Origin of the sequence: Streptomyces sp. CB01881, from assembly GCF_002953255.1 — a bacterium.
Classification (GTDB): Bacteria; Actinomycetota; Actinomycetes; order Streptomycetales; family Streptomycetaceae; genus Kitasatospora.
In genome coordinates, this window is sequence record NZ_CP026498.1 from 644,652 (window position 1) to 664,031 (window position 19,380).

The 19,380-nt window shown below is 72.4% G+C and carries 15 protein-coding genes and 3 pseudogenes; 4 read left to right on the forward strand and 14 right to left on the reverse strand.

Annotated features, from left to right (window positions below):
* Together C2142_RS39205 and C2142_RS03095 are read right to left on the reverse strand one after the other, a co-directional pair.
* Positions 1-620 (reverse strand): ATP-binding cassette domain-containing protein (locus tag C2142_RS39205; RefSeq protein ID WP_241002343.1); only part of this gene is annotated, 620 nt, incomplete at its 3' end.
* 87 nt (positions 621-707) lie between these two features.
* Complete coding sequence (locus tag C2142_RS03095; RefSeq protein ID WP_148640960.1) at positions 708-1,757, reverse strand: sugar ABC transporter substrate-binding protein; 1,050 nt, start codon at positions 1,755-1,757, stop codon at positions 708-710.
* A gap of 539 nt (positions 1,758-2,296) precedes the next feature.
* Here C2142_RS03095 and C2142_RS39210 point away from each other — a divergent pair.
* A pseudogene (locus C2142_RS39210) lies at positions 2,297-2,389 on the forward strand (2-hydroxyhepta-2,4-diene-1,7-dioate isomerase); the annotation flags it as partial.
* 432 nt (positions 2,390-2,821) lie between these two features.
* Here C2142_RS39210 and C2142_RS03100 read toward each other — a convergent pair.
* The 4 genes from C2142_RS03100 to C2142_RS03115 all read right to left on the reverse strand — a co-directional run bounded on the left by C2142_RS03100 (position 2,822) and on the right by C2142_RS03115 (position 7,125).
* Positions 2,822-3,262 (reverse strand): hypothetical protein, encoded by a 441-nt coding sequence (locus C2142_RS03100; protein WP_148640961.1) that lies wholly within the window; start codon positions 3,260-3,262, stop codon positions 2,822-2,824.
* Between the two features lie 154 nt (positions 3,263-3,416).
* Positions 3,417-4,130, reverse strand: coding sequence for a hypothetical protein (locus C2142_RS03105; protein WP_148640962.1), 714 nt, complete (start codon positions 4,128-4,130; stop codon positions 3,417-3,419).
* Between the two features lie 235 nt (positions 4,131-4,365).
* A complete protein-coding gene (locus C2142_RS41405; protein ID WP_277347218.1) occupies positions 4,366-5,490 on the reverse strand; it encodes a transglycosylase family protein in 1,125 nt (374 codons plus the stop codon).
* A gap of 159 nt (positions 5,491-5,649) precedes the next feature.
* A complete protein-coding gene (locus tag C2142_RS03115; RefSeq protein WP_148640963.1) occupies positions 5,650-7,125 on the reverse strand; it encodes a hypothetical protein in 1,476 nt (491 codons plus the stop codon).
* A gap of 831 nt (positions 7,126-7,956) precedes the next feature.
* On the opposite strand from C2142_RS03115, the gene C2142_RS03120 reads away from it, so the two are divergent.
* Positions 7,957-9,459, forward strand: coding sequence for a helix-turn-helix domain-containing protein (locus C2142_RS03120; RefSeq protein ID WP_162002395.1), 1,503 nt, complete (start codon positions 7,957-7,959; stop codon positions 9,457-9,459).
* A 75-nt stretch (positions 9,460-9,534) separates the two neighbouring features.
* Positions 9,535-10,353 carry a class I SAM-dependent methyltransferase gene (locus C2142_RS03125; protein ID WP_148640965.1) on the forward strand — a complete coding sequence of 273 codons (819 nt, stop codon included), beginning with the start codon at positions 9,535-9,537 and terminating at the stop codon, positions 10,351-10,353.
* A 165-nt stretch (positions 10,354-10,518) separates the two neighbouring features.
* Here the strand turns inward: C2142_RS03125 and C2142_RS03130 are convergent, their stop codons facing one another.
* A complete protein-coding gene (locus C2142_RS03130; RefSeq protein WP_174315575.1) occupies positions 10,519-11,091 on the reverse strand; it encodes a TetR/AcrR family transcriptional regulator in 573 nt (190 codons plus the stop codon).
* Between the two features lie 126 nt (positions 11,092-11,217).
* On the opposite strand from C2142_RS03130, the gene C2142_RS03135 reads away from it, so the two are divergent.
* Positions 11,218-11,832 carry a DUF2867 domain-containing protein gene (locus C2142_RS03135; RefSeq protein WP_148640967.1) on the forward strand — a complete coding sequence of 205 codons (615 nt, stop codon included), beginning with the start codon at positions 11,218-11,220 and terminating at the stop codon, positions 11,830-11,832.
* Here the strand turns inward: C2142_RS03135 and C2142_RS03140 are convergent.
* From C2142_RS03140 to C2142_RS03165, 7 genes and pseudogenes are all read right to left on the reverse strand, one after another.
* Positions 11,748-12,803 (reverse strand): hypothetical protein, encoded by a 1,056-nt coding sequence (locus C2142_RS03140; RefSeq protein ID WP_241003352.1) that lies wholly within the window; start codon positions 12,801-12,803, stop codon positions 11,748-11,750. The genes C2142_RS03135 and C2142_RS03140 overlap by 85 nt on opposite strands.
* Before the next feature lie 74 nt (positions 12,804-12,877).
* Positions 12,878-13,069: pseudogene (locus tag C2142_RS39220) on the reverse strand (saccharopine dehydrogenase); the annotation flags it as partial.
* Entirely contained in the window at positions 13,066-13,224 is a 159-nt protein-coding gene (locus tag C2142_RS03145; RefSeq protein ID WP_153882749.1) for a hypothetical protein, read from the reverse strand. The pseudogene C2142_RS39220 and the gene C2142_RS03145, both read right to left, overlap by 4 nt.
* Positions 13,197-15,017 carry a hypothetical protein gene (locus C2142_RS03150; protein ID WP_194235750.1) on the reverse strand — a complete coding sequence of 607 codons (1,821 nt, stop codon included), beginning with the start codon at positions 15,015-15,017 and terminating at the stop codon, positions 13,197-13,199. Before C2142_RS03150 ends, C2142_RS03145 begins: the two co-directional genes overlap by 28 nt.
* A 226-nt stretch (positions 15,018-15,243) precedes the next feature.
* The gene (locus C2142_RS03155; RefSeq protein ID WP_174315576.1) at positions 15,244-15,693 is read right to left on the reverse strand and encodes a cupin domain-containing protein; all 450 of its coding nucleotides are present in this window, start codon (positions 15,691-15,693) and stop codon (positions 15,244-15,246) included.
* 371 nt (positions 15,694-16,064) lie between these two features.
* Positions 16,065-16,981, reverse strand: a pseudogene (pucL, locus tag C2142_RS03160) (factor-independent urate hydroxylase).
* Between the two features lie 369 nt (positions 16,982-17,350).
* Positions 17,351-19,273, reverse strand: coding sequence for an AarF/UbiB family protein (locus tag C2142_RS03165; RefSeq protein ID WP_148640968.1), 1,923 nt, complete (start codon positions 19,271-19,273; stop codon positions 17,351-17,353).
* Between the last annotated feature and the right edge of the window lie 107 nt (positions 19,274-19,380).

A 19,380-nucleotide genomic window follows, 5' to 3' on the forward strand; every position in this document is an offset into this window, starting at 1 on the left:
GCAGGTGGTGTGAACAGGAACGCGACGCCCTGCTCCTGGAGTGAGCGCAGCTTGTCGAAGAGCTTGTCGATGCCGCGGGCGTCGAGCTTGGCGGTGGGCTCGTCGAGGATGATGAAGCGGGCGCCGAAGGAGAGCGCGCGGGCGATCTCGACGAACTGGCGCTGTTCGACCGTCAGGTCCTCGGCGCGTGCGGTCGGGTCGACGTCCACGCCGTACTCGGCGAGCAGGCCGGTGGCGCGGGCGCGCAGTTGCTTCCAGCGGATGGGGCGCAGGACGGCGGTGCTCTGGCGGTCGAGGAAGAGGTTCTCGGTGACGGTCAGCGCGGGGATGATGGTGGAGCGCTGGTAGACGCAGGCGGCCCGGGAGCGCCAGGCGTCGGTGTCGCCGGGGGCGGGGGCGGGTTCGCCGTTGAAGCGCAGGGTGCCGGTGTCGGGGTTCTGCAGGCCGGTGAGGATCGAGACGAGGGTGGACTTGCCCGCGCCGTTGCGGCCGACCAGGGCGTGTGATTCGCCCGGTGCGACCGAGATGCGGGCGTCGCGGAGGGCGACGGTGGCGCCGAAGCGCTTGCTGATCCCGTCGGCCTCGACGACGGGGCCCCGGACGGGGCTGGGGTCCGCCATGGCGGGGGTGTCCTTTCCGCAGGATCCGTGGGCGGCGGCCCCGGAAGGGGGGGAGTCCGTGCCGCCGTTGACGATCGGTCGGTGGGGTTACTTGCCGACGTTGTTGCCCCAGAGGGACTTGTCGTCGACGTTGTCCTTGGTGACCAGGGGTGCGGGGAGCTGGTCCTCCAGGCCGTTGGGCAGGGAGATGATGGTCGACTGGTGGTCGGTCGGGCCGGGCTGGAAGGTCTTGCCCTCGGCGCCGGCCTTGGCGTAGTAGAGCGCGTACTTGGCGTAGAGGTCGGCGGGCTGGGAGACGGTGGCGTCGATGTCGCCCCTGCGGATCGCGTCGAACTCCTGCGGGATGCCGTCGTTGGAGACGATGGCGATGTGGCCGCTCTGGCCGGCGGGCTTGAGCAGGCCCTTCTGCTGGAGCAGGGCGAGGGTGGGCTGCAGGAAGACGCCGCCGGCCTGCAGGTAGACGCCGCCCAGGTCCGGGTTGGCGGCGAGGGTGGACTGGAGCTTGGCGGAGGCGACGTCGCCCTTCCAGTCGGTGGCCAGCTCGATCACCTCGATGCCGGGGAACTTCTCCTTCATGCAGGCGGCGAAGGCCTCGGAGCGGTCGCGTCCGTTGACGGAGCTCAGCGCGCCCTGGAGTTCGGCGACCTTGCCCTTGCCGCCGAGCTGCCGGCCGAGGAACTCGCAGGCCTTGGTGCCGTAGGCCTTGTTGTCGGCGCGCACGACCATGTAGACGTTGCCCTTGTCGGGGCGGGTGTCGACGCTGACGACCGGGATCTTCTTGGCGGACAGCTGGTCGAGGGTGGAGGCGATCGCGCCGGTGTCCTGCGGGGCCATGACGACGGCCTTGGCGCCGGTGTTCTGGAAGACCTGGACGTTGGCGACGAGCTTGGTGACGTCGTTCTGGGAGTTGCTCACCGGCAGGGTGTTCAGGCCCTGGGCGGAGGCGTCCTGCTTGACGTACTGCGCGTAGGAGTTCCAGAAGTCGGAGTCCGCACGCGGCAGGTCGACACCGATGGCCGGCCTGCCGCCGGCGGCGGCCGTGTTCGAGTCGCTGCCGCGGTTGCAGCCCGTGGCGAGCCCCGCCAGGACGACCACGGCGGCGGCGGTGGCCGCGATGCTGGAGGAGCGAGGGTTCATGGTGCTGATCTCCTGGGCTGGGATGACCGGCTCCCCTGCGGGGGCAGGGAGCCGGTGTGGTGGGGACCGAGAGGCCTGTCCCCGGAAGTGAGGCGGGGGTGGTTGAGCCGGACTGCCCTTCCCGGCCGTCATACAGGAGGGAGGCCGTTCCTGGATGTGGGGATTCGTGGCAGGCACGCCGGATCGGGCCCTCCGCAATCATCGGATGCCTTGCGATCACGAGGACCTTATGAGCTTGGCACCCGGCTGACAATAGGGAAACTTCGGACGAATCTCAACCGCAACGCCGGGGCCTCCGCTCCGGGCCGAACGAACTGCTATCACCCCTCAGGGATGGAGATTTGAGAAACAGTTAGAGTACTGTCGGAACCCTTGCCGAGGGGCGCCGACAGGCATCGGAGGACTTCTTGCAGTGGGCGGCCAACACTCGTGCGGTCATGGCGTCACAGATACATCCGATGTGTTGGCTCGGTGAAGAGTCCCGGCCCGCGGACCTGTGACGGGGGTCAGGGTGTGAAGCCACTGCGGATCGGACCGGCGGGGAAGAGGTTCCGGCAGTCCTCGGCGATGACGGCCGGGTCTTCGACCTCTCGGACCTGACCGGTGACATCGACGGGGCGTTCCTCGCTTCGGAGAAGGGAAGCCTCGTGGAAGGGGGCGGGTGCCGGTCGGCCCCGTGCCGGGGACACCGGCAGAAATAGAGCTCGCCCCGCCCGCAGCTGGTGCTGTGGCGCCCGGGGGCACCCGAAGGGCACGTCACACCCCGTCGACGTGACGATTCGGATCGTCAGGGCCTCCGACCCACTGGAAGGCGGCTTCATCTGCGGGGGATCGCCGGCCCCGTGGTCCGGCGATCCCCCGCATGGTGCCCGCGTTCCGACGCACGCCGGGCGCCTCTGTGCGATCGCTGGTCGAATCTATGGCGACAACGGGGTCGGCGGAGTGCGGAGTTGCACAGCAACCAGGGCCGAACGGTGCCGAAGTGCACCGTGATCCCGTGATCTGCGGCCGCGCGCAGGGATCCGGCAGGGGTGATCATGCCGAGCGACGGTGTTCCGGACCTCTCATGGCCGGCCGGACGAAGCCGGGCGGACGACATCCACCCGGCTTCGTCCGGCGGCCGGTCGGGAGTCCCTGCGGGGCGGGGGCCAAGCCTGGCCGCCGTGGAAGGCGGTGGTGAGGCGGCGGCGGTGGAGGGTTCCCACGCCGGTCACGGCCAGGGCGGCCCAGGTGGTGCGGCCCGTGGGAGTGGGGGCGTCCTCCGGGAGGTGCCAGCCCGGGGGGGAGCGGCTCGCCCGCCCGCAACGCGGCGAGAAGGGGAAGCACACGGGGGGAGCGGGCCGCTCGTACGGGTCGGGGTGCGACGCACGGCGGGTCAGGGCGACCGCGACCAGGAGGGCGACGAGGCTGCTCAGCACCATTGCGGCGCCCGGGTCCGCCCCGAGGACCGTCACGGCCGTCCGGGCGGTGACGACCGAGACCACGATCAACAGCGGGACGACCACGGCGGTCGGCAGCCTGAACGAACGCCCGCCGGTGACCGCAGTGCCGCCGCCGACCAGCAGACCACGGCTCCGTAGGCGCGCCTCCAGGTCCCGGGCGGGCGCGCTGGGGCCGAACGCGGCGCGCGGGGCGCCGAGCGGGCGTCAGGCGTCCGCGTCAGGCGTCCGGGTTCGTACCCTGCTGGACCCGCCTGATCCGTTCCGCCTGGAGCGCGGTGAACTGCTGCAGCGTCTTGTGGTCGCGCTCGTCCTCGTCGAGCTCGATCAGGACCACGACGGTTCCGACCCGCAGCGCCATGGCCGAGGCGACGACGTCACCCGCGGAGTCGGACGAGTCTGCGGGCTGCTCGAAGCCCTGCGACTGCTCGGCGGCCGCCTTCAGGGTGATCCGGTGCGCCTTGCTGTTGCCCTTCTCCAGCGACGTCACCATCGCCTCGAAGGCAGGGCCGGCGTTCTCCGCGGTGTCGAAGGTCAGCATGGTGAAGCGGATGTCGTTGTCGGTGTTGGAAGCCAGCTCGTACCGGACGGTGCCGCCCAGTCGGAGACCGGAGCAGCTGCTCGACAGCTTCTTCCGGCAGGTGCTGGACGCCTCGGCCTGCTCGATGGCCTTCGGCGGCTTCGCGCCCGAGGCGAGCCGCCACCCCGGGGGGAGCGAGGTCGGGCTCGGCAGCGCGTCCCGCACCTGGTCCGGCTCCGACAGCACCACGCCGGCGCTGAACGCCGCCCCGGCGCTGCCGGAACTGCACGCCCCCGTCCCCAGGGCGAGTGCGGCGGCCGTCCCCGCCAGTGCGAGATTGCGTCCGTACTGCTTCAGCTTGTCCATCACGGTGCCCCCGTTGCGCTCTTCACCTCGAAGATCATCAGCGGACATCAAACCACACGATCACCTGGCGACTCCGTCCTCCTGTCTGCCCAGGCCAGGACCTCTGACGGGGACTCAGTGACCCTCCGGCGACATGCGTCAGGGCCCCGACCGGCATGCCCGTCGGGGCCCAGCACGATCACGGCCCGGTCGGTCGGGGCCGAACCCGCCGGCCCGGACCTCGGTGGTGCACGACCGCCCGGTCCCGGGGATCAGGACGGAGGCTGTCGGCCCGCTCGGTTGATCACGAGTGGATGACGCCCTGGGTGGCGCGGCCGTCGCCGTCCCAGTCGCCGGTGACGGGGGTGTCGCCGGCGTTGCCGTAGCTGACGGAGGTGACCGTGCCGTCGTCGTGGCGGAAGTAGAAGGTGTGGTTGCCGGGCATGTAGACGCCGACGTCGGTGCGGCCGGAGTGGTCCCAGTCGCCGGCCAGGGGGATGCTGTTGGGGTTGCCGAAGGTGACGGTCTGGTCGGCGGGGCCCTCGGTGTTGCTGTTGCGCAGGTGGAAGGTGCTGGTGGCCGGGTCGTAGAGGCCGACCGTCACGGTTCCGTCGCCGTCCCAGTCGCCGGCGACGGGCTTCCAGTCGCCGCCGTTGCCGAAGGCGAAGGAGGTCACGTCGCCGTTGGCGTGGCGGAGGTAGAACTTGGCGGTGTCGGGCATGTAGACGCCGAGCTGCGAGGTGGTGCCGTCCCAGCGGCCCAGCACGGGGCGGTTGCCCGGGTTGCCGAACACCAGCGTCGACTGCGCCGCGCTGCCCGAGTTCGCCAGGAAGAACGTCGAGGTCGTCGGGTCGTAGGCCGCCTGCGTGTCCGTGCCGTCCCCGTCGAAGTCACCCGCCAGCGGGATCATCGGTGTGTTCCCGAAGCCGAAGGCCGGGCGGGTGGACACGGCGGAGGCCGCGTTGTCCGACAGGTACCAGGTCAGCGTCCTGGCCTCCGGCTTCGGCGGGGTCACCGGCCCCGGGTTGTCCGGGTACGGGTTCGCGTGGTCGGCCCCGAGGCCGGCCCTGGGGCCGCAGACCGGCCAGGCGTTCTGGCCCTGGGAGGCGAGGACCTTCTCGGCGATCAGGATCTGCTGCTGCTTGGTGGCCTGGTTGGCGTACGGCGCGTACTGGCCGCCGCCATTGGCGATCCAGGTGGACTGGAGGAACTGGAGGCCGCCGTAGTAACGGGGGCTCGTGGAGGAGACGATCGACCAGTCGCCGCCGCTCTCGCACTGCGCAACCTTGTCCCAGGTGGCCACGGAGGCCGCGGTCGCGGAGCCGGCGGTGGCGGCCAGGGTCGCCGAGGCCAGCGGGACGGCGGCGCCGAGGGCGAGCACGCGGCTCAGACGGGAGCGGGTGCGGGTGCGGGTGCGCTGCATGGACATGGATGTTCCTTGGGGTGGTCTCGGTTGACGGTCTGCCCGACGCGGGGCGGGTACGCCGGAACGCGCGGGCGAGTACGCCGGCAGCGCGGGCGAGTACGCCGGAAGGCGTTCGCGAGGTGCCCGGTACGCGCTTCGTACCGGGCACCCGGGACGGACCGCTCAGAGGGTGAGGTCGAAGGAGACCGCGCTGGCGCTGCCCCCGGTTCCGGGGACGGCGTTGTCCTGCCAGCCCGTGGAGTCGCTGTAGACCTCGTGCAGCGCACCGTCGTTGACGATCTCCACGACGCGGTCGCCGCTGGCCTTGACCTTGACCGAGACGGAGGTGATGTTGCCGCTCACTCCCGGAACGACGTTGTCGCGCCAGACCCCGCCGTCGGAGTAGATCTCGTGCAGCACACCGCCCTCGACCGCCTCGATCACCCGCTGCCCGGTCGCCTTGTTGATCGCGAACCCGAGCGCGCTGATGTTCCCGCCCACCCCCTGCACGGCGTTGTCGTGCCAGCCGTCGGCGTCGGCGTAGATCTCGTGCAGCACACCGTTCTCGACCGCCGCGATCACCCGCCGGCCCGACGGACTGTAGGCGATGTCCAGCGCGCTCACGTTCGCCACACCCGGGATCACGCTCTCGTGCCATCCGGTCGAGTCGGTGTAGATCTCGTGGATCGTCCCGCCCTCGACCGCCTCGATCACCCGGTGCCCGGTGTTCGGGTCGAAGGCGAAGGCGAGGGAGTCGATCGTCCCGGAAACCGGAACGGCCTCGTCGTGCCAGCCGTCGGCGGCCGTGTAGATCTCGTGCAGCGCGCCGTTCTCCACGGCCTCGATCACCCGCTGACCCGACGGACTGTAGGCAAAGGCCAGCGCACTCAGGTTTCCCACACCCGGTACCGCGTTGTCCTGCCAGCCGGAACCGTTGGTGTAGACCTCGTGCAGCGCACCACCCTGGATCGTCTCCAGCGTCCGGTTGTTCGCCGCCGGCTTCGGCGGCGTCGGTGTGGCGTCGTCGACGATGCTGTTGTTGCGGACCGGCCTGTAGGGGTTGCCGCGAGTGCCAGGGAAGTAGGGGTACGGGATTTCGCGGTGATGGACGCCGCTTCCGCTGAACTCGTAGCCCATGTAGGAGTTGTGAGAGCTGTCGACCCAGCGCTCGAAGAGGACGATGTGTCCGTCGTTCCCGTAGGCGTCGTTCAGCAGCGCGTCGCCCGGCTTGAGGTCCTCCTTGCCGATCCGGGAGGTCACCCCGGTGGGGACGAATTCGGGAGTGGTGAGCGAGTAACTCAACTTCCAGGCCATCGAGACGTACCCGGAGCAGTCCGTGCGGTAGCCCTGGTAGCTGCTGCTGCCGTTGTACTTCAGACCGATGTCGACCCACGAGGCCGCCCGGTTGATGACCTGGCTACGCGTCAGGCTCGGCGCGCTCACGTTCGACGTGGCGGAAGCCCACGGGGCGGTGCCCGGTTCGCTCGGCGTGATCGGGCCCTGGCCGGCGCCGCCCACGTCCCCGTCGAGGGTCGCGTTCACGGAGGCGGCGCTCTGCGGCGTCGCTCCGGCCTGGGCCGGCACGGCGGTGAGAAGGGCGGAGGCAAGGCCTGCCGTGAGGAGCGCTGTGACAGCACGGGTGACGCGCTTGTCGGGCATGTGGGTACCCCTTTGTCCTTGGTGATGGGTTGGAACTCTTGTGAGAGGTGGTGCCGATGGGCCATGAGGGCCCCGAACCGGGACACCGGTCGGCAGGGAGCCCCGTCCGCGCGCAGTCGATCGAACCGTGGCGCTACGGGCGGGCGGGACAGCCCGAGGAGCACGTCGCTTTCCCCGGCGACGTGGCGATCGAGACCGTCACTCATGAAGGGCCGTCATTCGGGCGGAACCTGTCGCGCCCCGAATGTGAGGCCGGTCACGGCCATATGACGCAATGGGTTCCGGTTATTCCCGGCACGGGAATTCGTCCGTCGGTTGCCCGGTTCGCAGCCGTTCCCGTCAGCGGGTCACTGCGTGCGGCCGATTGACGGGATTGGAGCGGGGATCGACGTCGATCCGCCCCTGATGGTGCACCGTGGGGCGCCTACCGCGCCTGCCGGAGGTCTCCTGTGCCCACGCGCTGTCGGGGACCTTGAGGGTGCCGTGCCGCACAACTCTCCCGTCGCCCCGCACCGGGCGCCCGGGCCGGTGGGCGGCGGGCGCCGTGAATGACCTCTGGAATACCTTCATGTCTCCCTCGTGGAATGCCGATAACGGCGAACATCGCCTCCGTGCTCTACCGGTCCCCGTGCGGCGCCCTGCGTTCCGCCGCACACCGGACGCCACACGCGGACCTGTCGTCGAATTTATGGCAGCACCGGAACGGGCAAAGTGCGGAGCTGCACAGCAACCGGGTTCGAACGGTGCCGGAGTGCACAGTGATCCCATAGTCTGCGGCCGTCAGTACGGAATGCGCGGGGGGAAACTGTGCAGAGCGATCTCATGCCAGACATGTCATCACCGGTCGGGCGATCCGGCCGGGCGGCCGACATCCTGGCCATGCATCACGCCGGCCGCAAGGGCGGGACACCGCAGGTGCTGCGCTGGCTGGCCAACCGCACCGGGGCCGACGTCTTCCTGATGAACCCTTCGGGCACCGGGGCCAGGGCCGGAACGTTCCCGTCGGACGACACCGCGCGGGCCGCGTGCCTGCGCGGAGCCGGAGACATGGCCGAGCGAGGGCTGCAGTCGGCGGTCATCGACCAGGGCGAACTCACGTGCTTCATCCTCGTCCTCGACAACGACCGGACTCTCCGCGCGCCCCTCCTCACGGCGGTGGCGCGCCGGCCCGCGGCTCCCGACCTTCCGGTCCTGCTCGCGGATGCCGTCTCCATCCTCGGCCTCACCTGGCACGCCGAGGACGCACGGCGGAGCCGGCAACGGCTCCGCACCGCGGACACCAGGACGAGGGAAGCCGTCCTGCGCCTCCTGATGGACGGTCAGACGGCGATCGCCCAGGACGTCGCGGGAGCACTCCGGCCCACCCTGCCCGAGGTCATGCAGATGTACGTCGTCGAAGGGCCGCACGAGGCGCGCAGCGAACTCGCGCTCCGGATAGCCGAGACGAACAAGGACGCATGGGTCGTGCCGTGCCCCGTCTACAACGACCACATGCTCGTCCTCGCACCCCCGCCCCCCTGCCCGACCGCCGCCCTCCCGGTCTGGGCGACCCACGGTTCGACAGCCGAGCGCCTCCGGCTCGGGGTGAGCAATCCCCTGCACCTGCGGGAGACCGCCACCGGCTACGCCCAGGCGTTCCACGCCCTGGCCGCCGCACGCCACCGCACCAGCCGGCTGTCCACCTTCGCGGGGGAACCGGACCTCGCACTCACCATCGGGCCCGCCGTGGCGGCCTGGTCCGACTCCTTCCTCTCGCCGGTGCGATCTCACCTCCCCCGGCGCACGCAGGATCCGGACGGCCCACAGCTCCTGGCCACCGCCGGCGCGTGGCTCCGGTTCTCCTCCGGAGCCGCCACCGCTCTGAACATCCACCGCAACACTCTGGCCGCGCGCCTGGCCCACGTTCAGGAGCTGCTCCGCCTGGACCTGACCCGGCTCGCCGACCAGTCCGCCCTGGCCCTCGCCCTCCACGCGGCCGCCGGCCGCACCGCGTCCCACAGGAGTGACGGCGGCACGGGGGAAGGCCGACCGACACCGCCCCCGTCCCTGGACGAGCTCCTCGTTCTGCCGCGCGTCGCGTCATGGGCGCACCGGCAGTTCCGCCCCCTTCAGGACACCGGCACCCCGACCCCCGTCGCGGAGACGATCGGCACCTGGCTGCACCTGGACGCACACATCGGCCACACTGCCGGGGCGCTGTCCCTCTCGGAGTCCGCCGTCCGCAAGCGGCTGGCACGGGCGGAAGTGCTACTGCAACGCTCGCTGACACGCCCCCCGACCGTCGTCCACGACCTGTGGCTCGCTCAACGGGCCCTCGAACTGACCGGACGGTGATCAGGACCCCGAGGAGCCCAACTGCCCTGGAGGGTCGGTAGAGTGACCGCTCGCCGACCGGGGAGAGGGGTGCGCGTGACCGCGGGGGAACAGGTCGACCGGGCACGCGCCCAGCTGTTCGGCGAGGTGGCCGAGCTCTACGACACGGCCCGGCCGGGGTACTCGGACGCGCTGGTCACGGAGGTGCTGGCATACGCGGCCCTGGGTGACCGTACGGCGGTGGAGGTCGGCGCGGGTACCGGCAAGGCCACCGTGCCGTTCGCCGAACCGGGCACTCCGCTCGTGTGCATCGAGCCCGACCCGCGCATGGCCGAGGTCCTGCGCCGGAACACCGCGCGGTTTCCCGCCGTCCGGGTCCGGTCCGGCCGCTTCGAGGACTGGCAGCCGGGCGGGCGGCGCTTCGGCCTGCTCCTCGCCGCCTCGTCCTGGCACTGGCTGGACCCGCAGCGGCGCTGGGACCTCGCCCACGGCGCCCTCGCACCCGGTGGCGCGCTTGCGCTGTTCTGGAACCCGCACCGGGTCCGCGATGCGCGGTTGCAGGCCGCACTCGCCGAGGTCGACCGCCGGCACGGGATGGCCAACACGCCGCACGGCGAGCCGGCGTCCTCCTTCGGCGAGGTGCCCGGTGGCTCGCTCGGGCCGGACGGCTGGCCGGAGGCGGAGTGCCGCCGGGACGGCCGGTTCACCGACCTGCGTGCCGTCCGGTACCGGCAGGACCGGTCCTACGACACCGACGGCTACCTGGGCCTGCTGGCCTCGCTCTCGGCCTACCGCGCCCTGCCCTCCGGCCGGCGCGAGCAGGTCCTCGCGGAGACGGCCCGCGTCCTGGACGCACACGGCGGCCGGATCGACATGGACCACCTCAGCGACCTCTTCCTCGCCCGGGCGCGGTGAGCCGGCCGCCCTTGGACGCGGTGGCTCCCCTGGGCCGACGGCGCGGGCGGCCACGGTGTGGGCCGCAGACCGGCCGGGCCGGGCCGGGCCGGCAAGCGACCGCCGGCCCTCGACTCCGGACCTCGGACCCCCGACCCCCCGACAGGACGTCAGGACGGTCGCGCGTCAGGCTTCAGGCCTGCTGTGGCCGGGCGCGAACATCAGGTCGGTGGCGCGGGCGAGGACCTCGGCGCGGGTACGGCCCTCGTGGTCGGCGACGACGTTGTGGTGCGCGATCGCCACGCAGAAGGCGATCAGGCTGCGGGCCTCGACCTCGTCGGGGTCGGGGCAGAGGGTGCCGATCATCTCGCGCAGCAGGGCCATCCGCCGGTTGTCCACCCGCCGCAGGCGCTCGGCGACGGCCGCGTCGCGCCGGGCCCAGTCGCGGACCGCCAGGTCGATCGGGCGCAGGCGGTCGTCGGAGAAGGTGAGTATGCCCGCGCGCCGGGCCTTGGTCCTCGCGTCGCCCCCCTCGCGTTCGACCCGGTCGATCACCTCGTCGGTGCTCTCCCGTTCCCAGGTGTCCAGCATCGTCTCCAACAGCGTGTCACGGTCGGCGAAGTACCCGTAGAACCCGCCCTTGGTGACGCCGAGCCGCTTCGCCAGCACCTCGATCCGGACGGCGTCCGGGCCGCCCTCGGCCAGGGCGGCCAGGCCTTCCTCCACCCATCGGTCGCGCGGTGTGCGAGCAGCGCCCACGGTGTGTCCCACCTCACTCGTCGCCGGATATACGCAACCGTATATCCGGGTCTAGCCTCGTCTTGTACGCAAGCGTATAAAACGGGGGCGGCAGACGGCGCCCCGAGCGGGAAAGGCGCACCGGCCATGAAACTTCCTGTCGAAGCCCACACCGATCGGTCCTGGCGGATCCACGAGTTCGCCCGGGACTTCCGGATCGAGGACGTGTGGTCGTACCGCACCCCCGGGGCCGGGCCGGACGACTTCCCCGTGATGCTCGCCGCGATGCGGGCGGGCGGCGGGTTCGACCGGCAGAGCCCTCCGGCCCGGTTCCTCTTCGCCGTGCGCTGGAAGCTCGGCGCCCTGCTCGGGTGGGACAGGCCCGACACGGGTCTCGGAACGCGGGTCCCGTCGCTCTGCGACCGCCTGCCGCAGGACCTCCGCGAGACCGTGGACGGCTCCGACTCCGGCGGCATGCCGCTCACCCCCGTCTACCAGCTCCCCGACGAAGCCGTCCGCGAACTGGCGAACAAGACCGTCCACACGCTGATGCACCTGGGGTGGGTACCGACCGGCGACGGCGGCCACGAACTGCGGATGGCGGTCCTGGTCAAGCCGAACGGCCGGTTCGGGCGGCTGTACATGGCGCTCATCGCGCCGTTCCGTTACCTGATCGTCTACCCGGCGCTCACCCGCCAGTGGGAGCGCGCCTGGCAGGACCGGGCGCTCCTCCTCCCCGGGAGCGCCGACCCCCGCCCGTGAGCGCCGCGGCCGGACGGGCACCGCTCCCGGCGCCCTCGGCAGGGGCGCGCCCCGTCACCGCCCTCCGGCCGTCTCCTCGACCACCACACCCCCCGGGGAGTGGGGCTCCAGGTCGCGGAAGAACCGGGCCGCGTCGATGACGGCCTCCGGCGGGTGGACGCCCGGGTGGCGGGCCGTCCCGTCCAGCAGCTGCGCGAGGCCGAGGGCGAGCGGGACGCCCGTGGCCAGGGCCATGTCGGCGAGCAGGCGCGGCGGGTCCTCGGCGGGGCGGGCGAGGACGCCGAGCGGCCGGCCGTGTCGCGCAGGCCGGTGGCGGCGGCGAAGAACGGCGGCAGGCCGCCCGGGCCGCGGAGCCCGGCGGCCCGGACGCCCGCGGTCAGGGCGCGCCCGAGCGGGGGGTCGGCCAGCAGGGTCGCCGCGGACTCGTTGTCCAGCCGCCCCCGGTCGAGGTCGCGCCGCAGCCCGTCCAGGAAGGCGACGGTACCCCGGGTGACCACCATCAGGCAGGCCGCGCTCCCGGTGGGCGCGAGGCTGCGGTGCAGCGTCACCGGTTCGGGGTGGCCGACGGTGTAGGCCGTCCCGGCCCGGCCGCCCGGCAGCGCGAGCGTGACCGGCCGCAGCGGGGGCCGCTGCACCAGCCGCCCCCGCTCGACCACGGCGACGGTGCCGCTGATCTGCTCCATCCAGTGGACGGCGGCGGCGCCCGCCCTCCCGTCCGGCCCGGTCAGCTCCTCGCCGGTGTCGGGGACGTCCACCGGCCAGGCCGTGTACAGGTCGTGGACGGTGTCGAGCCGCTCCGCCGCCAGCGCGGCGAGCAGGTTGGAGGCGCCGGGGCTGGCGCCCATGCCGAGCACGGCCGTGACACCCGACCTCCGGGCCTCGCCGTCCAGTTCGAGCATCCGGACGGTCGGCTCCCAGTCGTCGCAGAGGTCCCGGTAGTGGGTGCGGGCGCGGATCGCCGCGGCGAGCACGGCCGGGCCGAACCGGTAGTAGGGCCCACCGTGTTGAGCACGACGTCGGCGGCGGCGAGAGCCCGGTCGAGCTGCCCGGCGTCCGTGACGTCGACCTGCTGCGCCGACAACGCCGTTCCACTGAAGCGGAGTTCGCCGGCGAGCCGGCCGGCCGCCGGCAGGTCACGGTCGGCCACGACGACTTCGCGGACGCCGGGCAGCTCGACGGCCGCGCGGACGGCGGCCACGCCCATGGCGCCGGCGCCGCCGAGGGCGAGGATCCTCATCGGTGCGCTCCCATCGGTGCGGTGGACTCCAGGTAGCGGCGCAGGTCGTCCAGGTAGCCGTCGACGTAGACCGACCGCGGCGCGGCCACTGCGGTGAGCAGACCGCGGACCGAGCCGTCCTCGGCGGTCACCGGGTCGGCGATGCGGCCGGGCACGCGAAGTCGATGTTGTCAGCCCAGTAACCGTCCCCGAAGATGTCCACCTTGGTGCCCGCACCGCCCGGCCCGGTGTGCGGGTTGGCGGCGTTCGCGCAGTACGCGGCCTGGGCGTCCTGGAGCGTCGGGAACGGGCCCAGCTGCGGCGTGTACTGGACCGGGACGTCCTGGCCGCCCGCGTCGGCGCAGAGCCCGCCGTCGGTGAAGTCGCAGGTCCGCTTGCCGACGACGTCCTGGAGGGTACCGACGAGGATGTTCCCGGGCGTGGCGACGTTGGTGAGGACGAAGACGTAGTAGGCCGCGACGGCGGTCGCGGACTCGGTCGGGGACTCCGTGGGCGTCGCGGTGGGGCTCTCGGCGGTCGGACTCTCCGCGGTCGGGCTCTCGGTGGCCGGGCTCTCGGTGGCCGGGGTGGACGGGGACTCGGTGGGCGTGGGGGTCTCGCTCCCCGCCGGGGGCGCCGGGCACGTCGGCGCCTGCGCCGGCAGGCCGTCGCCGCGCGGCGACGCCCAGGGGGAGGCCGGCAGTTCGGGGCGCGCCCCGCCCCGGGACGCCGGGACGGAGTTGACCCAGGCGACCACCTCGCGCGCGCGGTCACCGATCTGCTTCTCCGAGGCCGAGCCGCAGTACAGGTAGTTGTTCAGGTAGTGGATGGTGAAGGTCGAGTACGTGGAGCCGTCGTAGACCGTCTGCGGCTCCGCCGCCACGACCGTGGGGTCCACGTGCGAGACGCCCTCCTCCAGGAGCCAGTCGTGCTCGAACATGACGTAGCGCGTCGGGTCCGCCGCCAGCTCCTGCCCCGTCCCGTACGGCGGGGCGATGAGCAGCGCACCGACCGGTTGCCCGGCCCCGATCCTGGGCAGCACGTTGCGCAGGAAGAGCCCGCCCTGGCTGTGCGAGATGAGCACGACGCGCTTGCCCTGCTGGAGATCGTTCTGCACGTCGCCCAGGAGTTTGACGTTGACCGGGTCGGAGGCGAAGTTCGGGTCGGCCACCTTCTGCGTGATGCTCTGGATGAAGTCCGTCGTCACCGCCACCGGCAGCACCCCCGCACCGAACCCCGTCAGCACGCAGACGCTCTGCACCAGGCCCTCGGCCTCCTTGATCGGGTGGTCCTTGGTGACCCTCGTCGCCTCCCTGCAGGTACTGGCGACGTAGTCCGCGATCTTCAGGCTGGAGGGGTTGAATGCGAGGTTGATGTGGACGGGAAAGCCGAGACTCCGGGTCAGCGACTCCTCCAGGAGCTGCTTCAGCCGGGTCGACGAGTCGAAGTTGTTGAGGACGCCGTTGACGAAGTAGAAGGACAGTCCGGCACCGCCGTTGGGCGTGTCCCGGTACGCCGCCGCCCCCGCGCCCAGGGTCGGCGCGGCGGACGGCGAGGGCTCGGCGGCGCGCAGGACGTGGCCGGCCAGGGCGGCCCCGTTGGCCAGGTAGGTCTGCCCGCCCTCGGGGGTGCTCAGCTGGCGCAGCTCCCAGATGACCAGCTCGGCGTCGATGGTGCCCTGGTCGACCCCCTGGGCGACCGCGCCGTCCAGGGCCGCGGAGAGGCCTTCGAGAGCACGCTGGGCGTCGTCGCCGCTCAGCGGCCTCTCGAAGGCGGCGAGGCTCTGCCGGAGCGTCGCCACGGCGGCGGACGACGGCCCGCCGCTGCCGCCGGCCGACGGGGCGCCGCTCGGTGAGGCACCCCCGCTCGGCAAGCTGCCGCCGGGCGAGGAGGAGCAACCCGCGACCAGGGTCAGCGCCGCGGCGAGCACCACGCCGGCGCGGACGCGGACTCTTCTGCTGGACGTCATGGCTGCCCCTCGGGTGAGCCCTCCTGCTGAGCGCCGTGCAGCGGGACGAAGGTCGGGCACGACGATCGTGGAGCGCGGCGGACCGGAACGCTCTCACCGTCCGTCCCCTCGCCGGGAACCTCAACCGGGGTGCGCCGCCCAGGTGAGCAGGCCCCGGCGAGCAGGCCCCGGCGAGCAGGCCCCGGCGAGCAGGCCCTGGTGGCCGAGGCCGCCGAAGGCCGGTCGATCAGCCGCGGGCGGCCTCCCGCAGGGAGCCGATCCGGTCCATCAGCCACTGCGGCGGATCGATCAGCCGGACGCCCTCCTGCTCGTCCGGGTCGGTCCGGGCGACCACGGCGACCATGTCCACCGCGCCGGTGTTGACCGGGACGTGCGGGGTGTCGGGCGGAATGTAGAGGTAGTCGCCGGACTTCAGGACGGTGTGCTCGTCGAGCTTCTCGCCGTGCCACACCTCGACGGAACCCCGGACGACGAGGATCGCCGACTCGTGGCCGGCGTGGAGGTGCGGGCGGCCACGACTGCCCGGGGGCAGGGTGACCTGGTGGAGGCAGAGGCTCCGGGCCCCCGCCGACTGTGCCGAGACGCCCGCCGCGAAGCTCCCGCCCTGCTTGCCGTCGTACTGGCCGCCTCGCACCACCACGCAGCCGACCACCTCGGTGTCCGCACCGGGTGCCATGTGAAACTCCCTCCCCTTCCGCCGGCGCCGCTGGCCGCCGCGAACTCGCGGCCGGAGCTGAGCGCCTGGCGGTGATTCCGAGTGTTGCCGGATGTTCGGGATCCGAGGGCTCCGGCGCCCGGCCCCTCGGGCGGCGCCAGGGGCCCCTGCCCTCGGTTCGTCGAACGGCCGCGCACCTCCCGCGCGCGGCCGGACCCACCCTCGGTGATCACGGGAAGCCGGGCGGGGCCAACGATCGATCTTCACTCGAAAGGGTGAAACCGGCCGCCTCGACGCCGATCCGCGGGGAGGAGGGTGGCGGGGAGGCAGCAAGGTCCGCAGGCGGGGAGCGCCGCGGCGGCCGGTGGAACCGTCCGTCCGGTGCGAACCGGTCAGGCCGTGATCCAGTCCTCGACCGGGATGACCGGCGTGACCCCCGGGCGGTGGACGGTGCCCTCGATCAGGCCGTACATCCGGTCGGCGGCGTAGTAGACCTCGTTCTCGTTCTTCAGGCCGAACGGCTCCAGGTCCACCAGGAAGTGGTGCTTGTTGGGCAGGTTGAGCCGGACCTCGTTCACCTCCGGCCGGTGCGCCAGCACCCGGTTGGCCATCGCGTACAGGGTCTGCTGCAACGAGTACGAGTACGTCTCGGCGAAGGCCTCCAGCAGGTGGCGGCGCGACTCGCGGTAGGAGCGGTCCCAGTCCGCGTCCTTGCCGTCCGTGCCGGTGAGGGCGTGCGCCCAGCGGGCCGTCACCTTGGTGGCCAGGATCCGGTCGTAGGCCTCCTGAAGGGTGGTGTACCGGTCCTTGATGTAGCCGTGGAACTCCGAGGCGGTGGAGTTGAGGACGGTCAGGTCCTTCAGGCCGGAGACCACCTGGAAGCGCCCGGTGGCACCGGAGTAGGTGACCTCCGCGGTGCGCACCTCCTGGCCCTTGCGGGCGAAGGAGTGGCGCTGCTTGTCGGTGGTGACGATCCGCTCCCAGGCGTACTCCTCCAGCCGGATCCGCGCCTCGTGGACGACGCCCTGGGACTCCACGAAGTGCTTGGCCAGCAGCAGCCCGAACGCCTCCGGCGACTCGACGCCGTGCTCCTTGGCGAAGGCGTACACCGTGTTCTTGGTGGTGTCGGTGGGCAGGCAGTGGCCGTTGTCGCCGGTGAAGTGGACCGCGTCGAACTCGCCGCGCAGCGCGACGGAGACGTTGAGGTCCCTGATCTCGTGCCAGGTACCGTCGCCACCCTTGCGGGTGATCTTGACGATGCGGTTTCGGCCTTGCCGTACTGGTTCTGCGCGAGCACGTTCTCGTACATCGTGTCCAGCTCCTCGGTTCTGCGGATGCGTGCCCGGTCGCACGCCTCGTCCGCAGGCCCTGGGTGGCGGACCTCGGCGGGAACGGGCGGTGCGGCCCGGGGTGAATCCCGCACGCCCGGCGTCCGGCGCCCTCGGGGCGCCCCCCGCCGTCCGGCCCGGTCGGGGCCGCCCCGGGACTGATGTCCATCCCGGTCCGTTGGAGACCCGCACATACAAACACAGCCCCCGGCCGACCCGCCAGGGTGTGGTTTCACCTGAGTACGGGTACGCGGCGTGGCGGTGGTTCGTCTGTTCCGCCGATTCCGGCGCCGGGGACACCGCGAACTCGCCGCCGCGAACTCGCCGCACCTCGCCGCCAACGACCGCCCTCACGCCAACGGCCGGCCGAGGACGTAGACCGTGCGGACCACCACCGCGGCGGAGAACACCAGCAGGTGGTAACCGATCAGCGCGTACAGGCTCAGGTCGCCCGTCACCATGGGCCCTCCCCGCAGGCCGAGCAGTTGGACCCCGGTGACGCCGAAGAAGATCCCCAGGAAGGTGAACAGCACCCGGCTCAGCAGTTCGCCGGCCACCCGGCGGTCGCGCGGGTCGGACAGCAGGCGGACGTTCACCGCGAGCCGGCCCTCCTCCAGCGCGCTGCCGATCCGGTCCAGCCGGCGCGGCAGCCTCCGCAGCACCGGCAGCAGGGTGAGGAGTTCGTCCTGGGCGGCCTCCCGGGCGCTGCCCGGCGCCAGCCGGTCGCCGAGCCGGGCGGCCGCGTAGGAGCGGGAGGCCGCCAGCATGTCGAAGCCGGGGCTGAGCCGCAGCAGCGTGCCCTCCAGCGTGCCGAGGGCGCGGAACACCGCGGCGATCTCCGGCGGGACGGCCAGCCTGAAGTCGGTGACCAGCCGGAACAGGTCGGTGAACATCTGCACGTCCGGCGCCGAGCCGTGGCCGAGGTGGCGGGCGCTGAACTGGCCGAGCGCTCGCTGCAACCGCTGCTCGTCGACGTCCTCGGGGCGGTCGGTCACGTCCAGCAGGGCGTCCCGCAGGGCGGCCGGATCGGCGCGGTCCACGGCCAGGAAGAGCCCGGCCATGGCGTCGCGCAGCCCCGGGTCGATCCGGCCGACCGAGCCGAAGTCCAGCAGCGCCGGACGGCCGTCCGGCTGGAGCAGGATGTTGCCGGGGTGCGGGTCGGCGTGGAAGACGCCGTCGCGGACGACCTGGTTGAGCAGCGCGGTGAACAGGGTGTCGGCGAGCTCGCGGCCGTGCTCCTCGTCCGTGGGCCGCGCCTGGCCGAGCGGGGTGCCGTCGATCCTGGTCATCACCAGGACGCGTTCGGTACTCAGCGCCTCGTGCACCTCCGGCATCGTGACGCTGTCATCGCGGCGGGCCTCGGCGGCGCGCCGGACGGCCGTCATGTTCCGTGCCTCGACCCGGAAGTCGAGTTCCTCGCGCAGGGCGACCGCGAAGCCCTGCGCCAGTTCCACCAGGCCCAGGCTGCGCCCCCAGTCGGTGCGGGACTGGAGGGTGGCCGCCAGTCGGCCGACGATGTCCAGGTCGCGCTCGACGAGTTCGCGGACGCCGGGCCGCTGCACCTTGACGATGACCCGGGTGCCGTCCGCCAGCACCGCCGCGTGCACCTGGGCGATCGAGGCGGCGGCGAGCGGACGGTGGTCGAACTCGGCGAACACCTCCGTCGGGGCGGCGCCGAGCGCGGCGACGAGCTCCCGCTCCACCTCCGGCCACGGCGCGGGCGGGACCTGGTCCTGGAGCCGGCTCAGCTCCTCGACGTACGGCGCGGGCAGCAGGTCCCGGCGGGTGGACATCACCTGGCCGAGCTTCACGAACGTCGTGCCGCCCGCCTGGAGCGCCTGGCGCAGCTCCTGCGCCAGCAGTTCGTGCCGCGTCCCGCCGTCCTGGCCCCGGCCGCGCAGGTAGGGGCCGAGGCCGTGCCGCCCGGCGATGCCGACGATCTTGGAGTAACGGCGCATCCGCGCCAGCCGCCCGCGCAGCGACTGCGGCCAGGAGAGCGGGCGGACGCTGCCCGCCGGCACCACCAGGTCCAGGACGACCAGTGTCACCATGGCCACCAGCAACGCGATGGCGATGAGCAGCGGGCTCAGCACGAGCCGCTGCTCGTCCCGCTGGAGCTGGTTGCCGAGCAGGCCGCCCGCGGTCGAGATCCCGATCACACCCGCCGCCACCGCCCGGGACAGGCCGGCCTCGATGCCGAGCAGCCGGCGCCCGAGCAGGGCGGGAGGCACGACCAGCACGAAGCCGCCGACCAGCATGCCGATGATCCACATGTTCCCGGTCCCCCGTTGGTTGCACCGGCGGCCGCGCACACCGGTGCCCGGCGCCGACGGCCCACCGGCGGACTCCCCCTCCGCCTCGGCCGTGCGGCCGGGACCGC

Excerpts from the sequence above, each read along its gene's own strand:
- C2142_RS03135 (WP_148640967.1), top strand. The coding sequence starts at position 11,218 with ATGAAACTTCCTGTCGAAGCCCACACCGATCGGTCCTGGCGGATCCAC.
- C2142_RS03165 (WP_148640968.1), bottom strand. The coding sequence starts at position 19,273 with ATGTGGATCATCGGCATGCTGGTCGGCGGCTTCGTGCTGGTCGTGCCT.
- C2142_RS03105 (WP_148640962.1), bottom strand. The coding sequence starts at position 4,130 with ATGTCCGCTGATGATCTTCGAGGTGAAGAGCGCAACGGGGGCACCGTG.
- C2142_RS03120 (WP_162002395.1), top strand. The coding sequence starts at position 7,957 with ATGTCATCACCGGTCGGGCGATCCGGCCGGGCGGCCGACATCCTGGCC.
- C2142_RS41405 (WP_277347218.1), bottom strand. The coding sequence starts at position 5,490 with ATGTCCATGCAGCGCACCCGCACCCGCACCCGCTCCCGTCTGAGCCGC.
- C2142_RS03095 (WP_148640960.1), bottom strand. The coding sequence starts at position 1,757 with ATGAACCCTCGCTCCTCCAGCATCGCGGCCACCGCCGCCGCCGTGGTC.
- C2142_RS03115 (WP_148640963.1), bottom strand. The coding sequence starts at position 7,125 with ATGCCCGACAAGCGCGTCACCCGTGCTGTCACAGCGCTCCTCACGGCA.
- C2142_RS03155 (WP_174315576.1), bottom strand. The coding sequence starts at position 15,693 with ATGGCACCCGGTGCGGACACCGAGGTGGTCGGCTGCGTGGTGGTGCGA.
- C2142_RS03150 (WP_194235750.1), bottom strand. The coding sequence starts at position 15,017 with ATGACGTCCAGCAGAAGAGTCCGCGTCCGCGCCGGCGTGGTGCTCGCC.